This window comes from Streptomyces sp. NPDC127177 (assembly GCF_042672475.1).
Lineage (GTDB): Bacteria > Actinomycetota > Actinomycetes > Streptomycetales > Streptomycetaceae > Streptomyces.
On sequence record NZ_JBHXUW010000002.1, the window covers coordinates 90,526 to 102,266 of the forward strand.

8 protein-coding genes are annotated in these 11,741 nt (G+C 69.3%); 7 read left to right on the forward strand and 1 reads right to left on the reverse strand.

Annotated elements, in window-relative coordinates; translation table 11 throughout:
- The first annotated feature begins 372 nt into the window (after nt 1-372).
- From ACFVJX_RS02790 to ACFVJX_RS02815, 6 genes are all read left to right on the forward strand, one after another.
- Nucleotides 373-1,674, forward strand: coding sequence for a DUF4192 domain-containing protein (locus ACFVJX_RS02790; protein ID WP_384134618.1), 1,302 nt, complete (start codon nt 373-375; stop codon nt 1,672-1,674).
- A gap of 237 nt (nt 1,675-1,911) precedes the next feature.
- Entirely contained in the window at nt 1,912-2,676 is a 765-nt protein-coding gene (locus ACFVJX_RS02795) for an NUDIX domain-containing protein (RefSeq protein WP_384134621.1), read from the forward strand.
- Between the two features lie 210 nt (nt 2,677-2,886).
- Nucleotides 2,887-4,845 (forward strand): ATP-binding cassette domain-containing protein, encoded by a 1,959-nt coding sequence (locus ACFVJX_RS02800; RefSeq protein ID WP_384134624.1) that lies wholly within the window; start codon nt 2,887-2,889, stop codon nt 4,843-4,845.
- 160 nt (nt 4,846-5,005) lie between these two features.
- Nucleotides 5,006-5,893 (forward strand): FadR/GntR family transcriptional regulator, encoded by an 888-nt coding sequence (locus tag ACFVJX_RS02805; RefSeq protein WP_384134627.1) that lies wholly within the window; start codon nt 5,006-5,008, stop codon nt 5,891-5,893.
- Between the two features lie 321 nt (nt 5,894-6,214).
- Nucleotides 6,215-7,762, forward strand: a complete 1,548-nt coding sequence (locus ACFVJX_RS02810) for an RNA polymerase sigma factor (RefSeq protein WP_384134629.1) — start codon at nt 6,215-6,217, stop codon at nt 7,760-7,762.
- A gap of 132 nt (nt 7,763-7,894) precedes the next feature.
- On the forward strand, nt 7,895-8,725 hold the full coding sequence (locus ACFVJX_RS02815; protein ID WP_384125166.1) for a S1 family peptidase: 831 nt from the start codon (nt 7,895-7,897) through the stop codon (nt 8,723-8,725).
- Between the two features lie 103 nt (nt 8,726-8,828).
- Here the strand turns inward: ACFVJX_RS02815 and ACFVJX_RS02820 are convergent, their stop codons facing one another.
- A complete protein-coding gene (locus ACFVJX_RS02820) occupies nt 8,829-9,062 on the reverse strand; it encodes a hypothetical protein (protein ID WP_024489001.1) in 234 nt (77 codons plus the stop codon).
- A 438-nt stretch (nt 9,063-9,500) separates the two neighbouring features.
- On the opposite strand from ACFVJX_RS02820, the gene ACFVJX_RS02825 reads away from it, so the two are divergent.
- Nucleotides 9,501-11,621: a type IIA DNA topoisomerase subunit B gene (locus tag ACFVJX_RS02825; RefSeq protein ID WP_384125168.1), complete on the forward strand. Its 2,121-nt coding sequence runs from the start codon at nt 9,501-9,503 to the stop codon at nt 11,619-11,621.
- Nucleotides 11,622-11,741: the final 120 nt, after the last annotated feature.

The window sequence follows — 11,741 nt, forward strand, 5'->3', positions numbered from 1 at the left end:
CGCCGTGCTGTCGAGCGCGGGATCAACCGCCTCAATGGACATCGCGCGGTCGTCACGAGATACGACAAGCTTGCCGTCCGCTACGAGGCCGTGGTGGTGGTCGCAGCCATCGGGAAGTGGCTGCTATCAGCGCCTTCGCGGCGCCTGACAGCCGGACCTTCGCCCGGGACATCCCACCCTGACCACAAGGGATCCACCCGCAGCGCGGACAGACATCCGCCGTACGCCCGCTCACCACCGCCCGTCCCTGCCACCCGGCCGCGGCAGATGCCGTACTGACCGGGGCCCACTCAACGTCTGCCGGAGCGGAGCCTGTGGATAACTTATCCACAGGGGGTCGCGGATTCTTGCCCGGCGCGAGACGGTCATGCCATGAACAAGCACCACGAATCCACCGGACCGTCCGACGAGCAGCAGATCACCCTGCGCGGCCCCGCGGAGCTGGCCGACGCCCTTCCGTACCTCATGGGATTCCATCCGAACGACAGCGTGGTCATGGTCGCCCTGCACGGCGGCCGGGGCCGCTTCGGCGGGCGGCTCAGGCTCGGCATTCCGCAGTCCGCGCAGGAATGGCCATCGGTAGCCGAGCAGCTCGCCGAATGCCTGATCAAGGGGAGCGAACGGCGCGGCGACCGGCCCGACGCGATCGTCATCTTCCTCTGCCAGGATCCCGCAGACGGTGAGACGGGCAATCGGACCATGGAGCGTCTGCGACCCTTCGCCCAACGGCTGCGCACCGCGTGCGGGGCACTGGACGTGCCGGTGCTCGAAGCGCTCTGCATCTCCGACAACCGCTACTGGTCCTATTGCTGCCCCGACGCCCGGTGCTGCCCCGCCGAGGGCAACCCCATGGCGGTGCCCGGTACCTCGGTCATGGCGGCGGCCGCCACCTACGCAGGTATCCAAGTGCGGGGATCGCTGCGTGAGATGGAGGCGCGGCTGACGCCCCTGACGGCCACGGCGGGTACGGAGCAGCAGCTGGCGCTCGACTCCGCGGGGGCCGAGCTGCTGCCGAAGCTGCTGGATAAGGAAGGCCGCGGTGAGGTCAGCGCCTCGACCTTGGAGCTCGCCCGACGACTGATGTCGCGCCTCGGGGAGGTGCCGGCGGTGATGCCCTCGCTCGCCGACCTCAACGACGACCGGCTCATCAGCCACGAGGAGGCGGCCGCGGTGATTCTCGGTCTGCAGGACCGGGAGACCCGCGACAAGGCCGCGGAATGGATGGAGGGCCCCGAGGCGGAGTCCGCACTGCGGCTGTGGCGGGCGCTGGCGCGCCGCTGCGTCGCACCGTACGAGGAACACGCGGCTGCCCCGCTCACCCTGGCGGGATGGGTCGCGTGGTCCACCGGCGACGAGCCGGCCGCGCGGGTCGCGCTGGGCCTCGCCCTGCGGCTGGATCCCGGCTACACCTTCGCTCAGCTGCTGCACGAGGCATGCAACCAGGGACTCGACCCGGAGACGCTGCGACGCTGCCTGCGCGGCGAGCGCACCACGCGGACGGTACGGCGCGGCCATCGGGCGGGACGGGTCGCGGGGGCCCGTTCCGGCCGGGCGCGGGCCGCCGGGCGGCGCGGGACGCAGCGGGGATCCGCCAGGCCCGGAACGACAGTGGGCCGGCGGCGGGTCGGACAGTCGCGCATGCAGGGCGGCCGGGGGACCAGGTCCCACCGATGACGTGAGCCACGGGGCGCGGGCCGGATGCGGGCCGGGCGCGGCCCGCAGCACAGGCCGAGGCGGCGGTCGGGGCTCGGCCGAGTCGGAGCCACAGCCGGCGCGGGGCTCGCAGCCGATGCCAGGGGCGCAGCCGGTACGTGACGGATCAAGAGCGTGACGCTCGCAGCCGGTATCGGGACGGATCAAGAGCGTGACGAAGGGAGTGTTTATCGTCAGGCAGACGACTATGATCACGGCATGCCGCCCTACGACCCGTCGACCTTCCCGCCCTTCGCTGTCACCGTCGACCTGGTCGTGCTCACGGTGCGCCGTCACGCGCTCTGTGCACTCGTGGTGCGCCGAGGCGAGTCACCGTTCCAGGGCAGGTGGGCGTTGCCCGGCGGTTTCGTCAAAGCCGATGAGGACCTCGGTGCCGCCGCGGCGCGCGAGCTCGCCGAGGAGACGGGCCTGTCCGCGCAGGACCCGGCCGCTCCGGCTGTCGGTAACGGCGCCCATCTCGAACAGCTGGCCACCTACGGAGACCCGCGGCGTGATCCGCGTATGAGGGTCGTCAGCGTCGCCCACCTCGCGCTGGCTCCTGATCTTCCGGCTCCCCGGGCGGGCGGTGACGCGAACAGCGCCCGCTGGGCGCCTGTGGAGGATCTGCTCGGGCCGGAGGGCGGGTACGGCCGGGACGGTGAGCACCGGGCGCCGCTGGCCTTCGACCACGCGCAGATCCTCGCCGACGGTGTGGAGCGGGCCCGCTCCAAGATCGAGTACTCCTCGCTGGCCACGGCCTTCTGCCCGCCTGCGTTCACGGTCGGCGAGTTGCGAAGGGTGTACGAAGCGGTGTGGGGTGTGGTGCTCGACCCGAGGAACTTCCACCGAAAGGTGACGGGCACCCCCGGCTTCCTGGTTCCCGCAGGCGGGACGACCACCAGGCAGGGCGGCCGCCCCGCCCAGCTCTTCAGGTCGGGCTCCGCCACCGTGCTCAATCCCCCGATGCTCCGGCCCGAGGTCTGAGCCTCTCGACGGAGCCGGCACCCGTGCGCGGCATACGTGGTTGCGCGCCGGGCGCTGCCCGGACGTCGTGTGGGGCAGGCACCGACAGGCCGCGGGCGGGGGAGTCGGAACGCCCGTAGATACAGTGCTGCGCAAAAAGTCGGATATGTCGGGTTATCTTGCTGCGGTACCCACTGCCGTCGAGCGGTCTCACCTCCTGCGAGAGAAGCGATGCTCCAGGCCATCGGACTCACCAGCGCCCGCCACCGCGGACTTCCGCCCGCCGTGGACGACCTCACGTTCGAAGTCGGCTCCGGCTGCGTCACCGCACTTCTGGGCGCACCGGGCTCCGGCAAGACCGCAGCCCTGCGGCTGATGCTCGAACTCGAGCCGGGCCGGGGGATCACCTACTTCCGAGGCAGACCACTGCACCGAGTTCCGCAGCCCGCCCGGGAAGTGGGGGTACTGCTCGGAGACGTGCCGGGTCATCCGGTTCGCACCGCCCGAGGGCAGCTGCGCATGCTCTGCGCCGCGGCGGGGGTACCCGCGTCCAGGGCCGACGAACTGCTCGACACCGTCGGGCTCACCGGACTGGGGGACCAGCGCATCGGCTCGCTCTCCCTGGGCATGGACCGCAGACTCGCCCTCGCCTCCGCGCTGCTCGGTGACCCGCACGCCCTCATCCTCGACGAGCCCACGGAAGGTCTCGCCACGCGTGAGGCCGACTGGCTGCACGGAGTGCTGCGGTCCCACGCCGCGCGGGGCGGCGTCGTTCTGTACACCACCAGCGACCCCAAGGAGGCGGCGCGGTCGGCCGGTCGAGTGGTCTCCATCGACGGTGGACGTCTCGTCGCGGACCAGGATGCCGCCGACTTCTCCCGCACCCGTCTCCGCCCCCGTGTCGCGGTCCGCACCCCGCACGCGGCCCGCCTCGCCGCGGTCATGAGCCGTGAGGCGCGCGCGGCCCGGCGCTCCGTCGAGATCGTCACCGAGGCGAGCAGCAGCCGTCTCTCCGTGTACGGCAGCAGCTGCGCGGAGGTCGGTGACACGGCGTTCCGGCACGGGCTGCCCGTCCACCAGCTCGCCGACGAGGTCGGCGCGGCCGGCGATACGGGCCCGGTGGCCGGTGCCCGCACCGGCCCGGACTTCGGTGCCGTCCCCGCCCCCGACGGCGGCCCCGTCACACCAGGGGCGGCCGACGAGTCCGCCCCCGCGGACGGTGAATTCGCGGGCGGTGAATCCGCGACCGGCACCGCAAGGCGACCCGCCGCGACCGGTACCGCCGCCTCGACCGGCGCGACACGGCGCCCCGCCTCGACTGGTACCGCACGGCGCTCCGCCTCGACCGGCACAGTGCCGCGCCCCGCCCCCGACCCGGATCTTCCGCAGCTTCCGCCGCCGATCAGGCGGCGCCCCGCCCGCGGCCCGCTGCGCCCGGTCCGTTACGAGCTGCGCCGCCTCTTCGGGGTCAGGACCACGACGCTGATCATGGCCGTCGCGCTGGTCGCCTCAGCCGGGCTCTCCGTCCTGCTGGCCCGGAACGGCCGCACCCCCCTGCCGAACGTGCTTGCCGCCTGGCCGTCGTTGCTCCCACTGCCGCCCGCCGCGCTGGGTGCGGGACTGCTCGGGGCGCTCTCCTTCGGTGACGAGTTCCGTTACCCCGCACTCGCCGCCGGCCGGGGCGGTGTTCCCCGGCGACTCGGGCTGCTCCTCGCCAAGCTCGTGGTGTCCGCGGGTGTGGCCCTCCTGCTCGCCCTGCTCGTCGTACTGGCCTCGGCGGCGTCTCTTCGGCTTGTGTACGGCGGTGACTTGATCAGCATGCCGTCGAATGTGACGTCACTCGCCGTGAGTTGGTCGGGGCTGACCGTCGGCTGCGCCTGGGCCGGACTGCTGGCCGCCGGGATCTTCCGGGTGACGGCGGCAGGCGTGGCCGCGGTGCTCGCCGTTCCGGTGCTGATGGTTCCACTGGTCGAGAGGATGCCGAAGGCGCCGACCGCCCGTTCGATGAGCGGACTTCCGGGCCGGCTGCGCGACCTGGCCTGGCTGCGGTGGCCGCACGAGACGGACGGGGTGGTGCTGGCCGTGATGCGGGTCGTCGCGCATCCCGTGGGTACTGCACTGACCCTGTCGTTGTCAGTCCTCATCTGCGCATATCTGTTCACCAGCCTTCGCGGGAGGGTGCGTTGGTGATCACGCGAGAGTGACGGGAAGCCGTAAGTCTCATAACTCCATTGAGAATGCCCGTTTTATACCAATAAGGCGTCAATTGGGAAGCGGGTGCCGATCACCCTTTCGTGTGCTTTTCACCAAAGACCTCAAGGGGCGGCTGAGCCGCGCCGACAAAGGATGCGTGAGTACCCTTGCGCACACCATGATGACCGCCGCCCGCACCGCCGACTCCGGCCTCGCCGGCCCGGGCGAACTAGACCGCTACCCCTTTGCGGAGGCGCCGGCCGGCGAGCGTGCCGCCGGGCGCTCCTGGAACGGTACCGACGGCGAACTCGGCAGGGCGGGCCGTCGGGGATCGGCCAGTCGCGGCCGAGGCCTGCACGGCCAACTTGTTCAGCAGCTGGGACAGATGATCGTTTCCGGTGACCTGGGTGCCGACCGGCCTTTGGTGCCGGAGGAGATCGGTCAGCGTTTCGAGGTCTCCCGCACCGTCGTGCGGGAGTCGCTGCGCGTGCTGGAGGCGAAGGGGCTGGTCAGTGCCCGGCCCAATGTGGGGACCCGGGTCAGGCCGGTCAGTGACTGGAATCTGCTCGACCCCGACATCATCGAATGGCGCGCCTTCGGCCCGCAGCGCGACGATCAGCGCCGCGAGCTGAGCGAGCTCCGGTGGACGATCGAACCGCTCGCCGCGAGCCTGGCCGCCGGCCATGGCCGCGAGGATCTTCAGCAGCGTCTTGCCGACATGGTCGAGATCATGGGTCACGCGCTCGGACAGGGTGACGTGATCACCTGTGCCCGGGCCGATGCGGAGTTCCACGCCCTGCTCATCCAGGCCGCCGGTAATCGGATGCTGGAACACCTCTCCGGCATCGTTTCCGCCGCTCTGCACGTCTCGGGCGGTCCGGTCACCGGTTGTGACCGCCCCAATGAGGCATCGCTCGGCCACCACGCACGGATCGTCGACGCCCTCGCGTCCGGCGACTCCGCGGGGGCCGAAGCGGCCATGCGCCAACTGCTCGTGGTCCACCTCGAGGTGGAGCGAGTGGTACCGGCGCCGCGCGAGCACTGAGCGCGCACGGTACGGGGCGTACGAGCCATGTGTCGCCGGGCCCCCGCGGTCCGGCGGCACAATTGTGGGGGATGTTGCCCCTGGTCGCGTTCGTCGGATATGAGGTGTGACTCGGGCCACGCGGATTGGGCGTAACACTCCTCGAAACAGCGCGATGACTTAAGAGGTGACCGTCGCGGAAGGAATACAGCAGCCATTAAGTGCGCTGTGCAGTTCTGAGGCATAGCCCGCGCCGTCGGCACACTCCCAGCCGACGGTCGTCGGTTCAGCCCTCTCCGGGGCCGGGCCGGAAGCCGTTTCCATCGTTCCGAGAGGTTGTTCGTGTCGGCCAGCACATCCCGTACGCTCCCGCCGGAGATCGCCGAGTCCGAATCTGTGATGGCGCTCATCGAGCGGGGAAAGGCTGATGGGCAGATCGCCGGCGATGACGTGCGTCGGGCCTTCGAGGCTGACCAGATTCCGCCAACCCAGTGGAAGAACGTTCTGCGCAGCCTCAACCAGATCCTCGAGGAAGAGGGTGTGACGCTGATGGTCAGTGCCGCGGAGCCGTCCAAGCGCGCCCGCAAGAGCGTCGCAGCGAAGAGCCCGGTCAAGCGCACCGCCACCAAGACCGTCGCGGCCAAGACGACCGTGACGCGTACCGTCGCGGCCACCGCCGCCCCGTCGGCCGAGACCGTGGACGTGGTGGCCGATGAAGCCGCCGCGGCCGCCCCTGCGAAGAAGGCCGCAGCCAAGAAGACGGCTGCCAAGAAGACCGCCGTGAAGAAGACGGCTGCCAAGAAGACCGCCTCCAAGAAGGCCGGCAAGCAGGACGACGAAGCCCTCGACGGCGACGACGCCACTGAGGAAGTCAAGGCCGGCAAGGGTGAGGAAGAGGAGGGCGAGGGCGAGAACAAGGGCTTCGTCCTCTCCGACGACGACGAGGACGACGCACCTGCGCAGCAGGTCGCCGTCGCCGGCGCCACGGCCGACCCGGTCAAGGACTACCTGAAGCAGATCGGTAAGGTCCCGCTGCTCAACGCCGAGCAGGAGGTCGAGCTCGCCAAGCGCATCGAGGCGGGTCTGTTCGCCGAGGACAAGCTGGCGAACGCGGACAAGCTCGCCCCGAAGCTCAAGCGCGAGCTGGAGATCATCGCCGAGGACGGCCGCCGCGCCAAGAACCACCTGCTGGAGGCCAACCTCCGTCTCGTGGTCTCGCTGGCCAAGCGGTACACCGGTCGCGGCATGCTCTTCCTGGACCTGATCCAGGAGGGCAACCTCGGTCTGATCCGTGCCGTCGAGAAGTTCGACTACACCAAGGGCTACAAGTTCTCCACGTACGCCACCTGGTGGATCCGTCAGGCGATCACCCGCGCCATGGCGGACCAGGCCCGCACCATCCGTATCCCGGTGCACATGGTCGAGGTCATCAACAAGCTCGCGCGAGTGCAGCGCCAGATGCTCCAGGACCTGGGCCGCGAGCCCACTCCGGAGGAGCTGGCCAAGGAACTCGACATGACCCCCGAGAAGGTCATCGAGGTCCAGAAGTACGGCCGCGAGCCGATCTCCCTCCACACCCCGCTGGGTGAGGACGGGGACAGCGAGTTCGGTGACCTCATCGAGGACTCCGAGGCAGTCGTCCCGGCCGACGCGGTCAGCTTCACGCTCCTCCAGGAGCAGCTGCACTCGGTGCTGGACACGCTGTCCGAGCGTGAGGCCGGCGTGGTCTCCATGCGCTTCGGTCTCACCGACGGGCAGCCGAAGACGCTCGACGAGATCGGCAAGGTCTACGGCGTGACGCGTGAGCGCATCCGTCAGATCGAGTCCAAGACCATGTCGAAGCTGCGTCACCCGTCGCGTTCGCAGGTGCTGCGCGACTACCTCGACTAGGTCGCCGGCGCACATGGAACGAGGGCCCGGAATCCCCTGGGATTCCGGGCCCTCGTTCCATGTGCGGGTGCGGATCCGCGTCAGCGGAATAACTCTGGGTAGGCACAGTCCATCACAGAGTCAGGAGCACGCATGTCCCGTACCGTCGTCCGCACCATGAGCGGGGCCCTCGCCCTTACTGCCGCCGCGGCCGTGATACCGCTTGCGTCCCCCGTACCGGCGGTCGCGGACAGCATCGTCATCGGGGGACAGCCCGCCCACGTCAAGGACAGTCCGTGGGTGGTGGCGCTCTCCAGCCGTGACCGGTTCGGAGGCGCCCGTGCCGGTCAGTTCTGCGGAGCCGTGGCGGTGGGGCCGAAGAAAGTGCTGACGGCCGCGCACTGCCTCAGCAGGGAGGCGCTCGGTGTCGATGTCGGCCAGGTGCGCGATCTGCGGATCATCTCCGGCCGGGACGAGCTGAACGGCTCCGACGGCAAGGAGATCGCGGTGAGCGGTACGTGGGTCAACCCCGGGTTCGACGCCACGACCAACAGTGGGGACGTCGCGGTGCTGACGCTGGCCGAGGCCTTGCCCGAACAGAGCGTGATCCCGATGGCTGAAGCCGGTGACTCCGGGTACCGGGCCGGTACGGCCGCGGTCGTCTACGGGTGGGGTGACACCACGGGTAGCGGCGACTACGCCTCGTCACTCCGGTCCGCGAAAGTGAGCATCCTTCCGGACAGCTCGTGCGAGCAGGCCTACCCGGGAGGCAGCAGTGGCACGTACGTGGCCTCTGCGATGCTCTGTGCGGGCGAATCCGAGGGCGGGTACGACGCATGCCAGGGCGACAGCGGAGGGCCGCTGGTGGCCCAGGGGCGGCTTGTCGGGCTGGTGTCCTGGGGGAGCGGCTGCGGCCGCGCCGGGAGCCCCGGGGTCTACACCCGGATCTCCGCCGCCGTCGAGTGGATGGCGGACGCCGACTGAGCGTCCCTGATCCAGGTACGAGAACGGGCGGCTCCCTCTTGTGGAGGGAGCCGCCCGTCGGTCGGTCCGGGACCGGCCCCTGGCTCGTCGTGGATGCGAGGTGTCAGTGTTGTTCCTCTTCGGCGGCTTGGGCCTGCACGGCCGTCAGTCGGTCCGTCTCATCCTGTATTTCCGCGGCGATCTTCTTGAGTTCCGGCTCGAACTTGCGACCGTGGTGGGCGCAGAAGAGCAGTTCACCGCCACTGATCAGGACGACGCGCAGGTAGGCCTGGGCGCCGCAACGGTCACAGCGGTCTGCTGCGGTCAGCGGGCTCGCGGGGGTCAGAACAGTAGTCACGTCGCCTCTTCTCTAGCTCGACGAGCTGTCGTACCAGGGTCAACATCCAACCAGGCCGAAAACGTTCCCGCTCGTGGCTTTTCTTCGAAACTTCTTCTCGGGATGGCTGTCTGTTGCCGGTTCGCGGCGAATGTGCCGTATTGCGTGGCGCTACGGTTTCGCGTTGCTTGTCTTGGTGGGTCCGTCCGCCCGGCTGGCTTGCCGGCTTGTTCATGAGGACGTGCCCGGAGCCTAAATGGTTCATGCCTGGAAGGGAACGTGATGTGCACGTCACTCCGACGAAGGATCGAACGCGCATGCGAGGCTGGACTAGTGTGAGGGTTCTCCGAGGGTGGCGTTACACCCGCTCTACCAGGCCTCGGTACGCTCTCAGCGGCAACCGAAGCCGAGCCCGTTACCCACTGGGCCCCAAATGAAATTCAGCGAGGAGCGAACCGCGTGACCGCCGATACGTCCGTGCCGTCCACTGCGCTGCTGACCGGAGCAGACCGAGACGGTTCCAACTACACCGCGCGGCATCTGCTCGTACTCGAGGGGCTCGAAGCGGTACGCAAGCGCCCCGGCATGTACATCGGGTCCACCGACAGCCGCGGCCTCATGCACTGCCTCTGGGAGATCATCGACAATTCCGTCGACGAGGCCCTCGGCGGCTACTGCGACCACATCGAGGTCGTCCTCCACGACGACAACTCCGTCGAGGTCCGTGACAACGGCCGCGGCATCCCCGTCGACGCGGAGCCCAAGACCGGCCTGTCCGGCGTCGAGGTCGTGATGACCAAGCTGCACGCCGGAGGCAAGTTCGGCGGTGGCGCGTACGCCGCCTCCGGCGGTCTCCACGGCGTGGGCGCCTCCGTCGTCAACGCCCTCTCCGCCCGGCTCGACGTGGAGGTCGACCTCCACGGTGCGACCCACTCGATCAGCTTCCGCCGCGGGGTCCCCGGCATGTTCACCGAGCAGGGGCCGGACAGCCCCTTCGACCCGGCCAGCGGGCTGCTCAAGGGCAAGCGCGTCCCGAAGACGCGTACCGGTACAAGGGTGCGGTACTGGGCCGACCGGCAGATCTTCCTCAAGGACGCCAAGCTCAATCTGGACACGCTCCACCAGCGGGCACGCCAGACGGCCTTCCTCGTCCCCGGCCTCACCATCGTCGTACGCGACGAGCGGGGGCTGAACGGCGAGGGCAAGACCGAGGAGACCTTCCGCTTCGACGGCGGCATCAGCGAGTTCTGCGAGTACCTCGCGCAGGACAAGGCCGTCTGCGACGTCATGCGTCTGACCGGCCAGGGAACCTTCAAGGAGACCGTGCCCGTACTCGACGAGCGCGGTCACATGACGGCGACCGAGGTCACCCGTGAGCTGGCCGTGGACATCGCGATGCGCTGGGGCACCGGGTACGAGACCAACCTCAAGTCCTTCGTCAACATCATCGCCACCCCCAAGGGCGGCACCCACGTGACCGGGTTCGAACGCTCCGTGACCAAGACGGTCAACGAGGTGCTCCGCTCCATGAAGCTGCTCCGTGTCGCGGAGGACGACATCGTCAAGGACGATGCGCTTGAGGGCCTCACCGCGGTCGTGACCGTACGGCTGGCGGAGCCGCAGTTCGAGGGACAGACCAAGGAGGTGCTCGGCACCTCGGCGGCCAACCGGATCGTCGCAGCCGTCGTGGCCAAGGAGCTCAAGGCACAGCTCACCTCCACCAAGCGTGACGCGAAGGCGCAGGCCAGGGCGGTGCTGGAGAAGGCGGTGGCAGCCGCCCGCACCCGGATCGCGGCCCGGCAGCACAAGGACGCGCAGCGCCGCAAGACGGCTCTGGAGTCCTCCTCGCTGCCTGCGAAGCTCGCCGACTGCCGCAGCGACGACGTGGAGCGCAGCGAGCTGTTCATCGTCGAGGGCGACTCCGCGCTCGGCACCGCCAAGCTGGCCCGGAACAGTGAGTTCCAGGCGCTGCTGCCGATCCGCGGCAAGATCCTCAACGTTCAGAAGGCATCCGTCTCCGACATGCTGAAGAACGCCGAGTGCGGCGCGATCATCCAGGTCATAGGAGCGGGGTCCGGCCGGACCTTCGACATCGACGCCGCCCGCTACGGCAAGATCGTTCTGCTGGTGGACGCCGATGTGGACGGCGCCCACATCCGCATCCTCCTGCTCACGCTCTTCCAGCGGTACATGCGGCCCATGGTCGAGGCGGGTCGGGTCTTCGCCGCGGTGCCCCCGCTGCACCGGATCGAGCTCGTCCAGCCCAAGAAGGGCCAGGACAAGTACATCTACACGTACTCGGACAACGAGCTGCGCCAGCGTCTGCTGGAGCTCCAGCGCAAGAACGTCCGGTACAAGGACTCGATCCAGCGTTACAAGGGCCTCGGCGAGATGGACGCCGACCAGCTGGCCGAGACGACGATGGATCCGCGTTTCCGCACCCTGCGGCGGATCAACATCGGCGATCTGGAATCGTCCGAGCAGATCTTCGATCTCCTGATGGGCAACGAGGTCGCGCCCCGCAAGGAGTTCATCACCAGCTCGGCCGCCACGCTGGACCGCTCGCGCATCGACGTCTGAGCCCCGGGCAGCCGGGCACGCAGGACACCGGAGCCGTGGGCTCCCCCCCCCGGGGGGGACGGCGGCGCCCCCCCCCCGAAACCCCCGAGCCCCACCCCAGACCCCGTGTCGTATAAACAA

Bases quoted from the DNA above. Each gene is read 5' to 3' on its own strand.
- ACFVJX_RS02790 (WP_384134618.1), top strand. From the start codon at position 373: ATGAACAAGCACCACGAATCCACCGGACCGTCCGACGAGCAGCAGATC.
- ACFVJX_RS02795 (WP_384134621.1), top strand. From the start codon at position 1,912: ATGCCGCCCTACGACCCGTCGACCTTCCCGCCCTTCGCTGTCACCGTC.
- ACFVJX_RS02800 (WP_384134624.1), top strand. From the start codon at position 2,887: ATGCTCCAGGCCATCGGACTCACCAGCGCCCGCCACCGCGGACTTCCG.
- ACFVJX_RS02815 (WP_384125166.1), top strand. From the start codon at position 7,895: ATGTCCCGTACCGTCGTCCGCACCATGAGCGGGGCCCTCGCCCTTACT.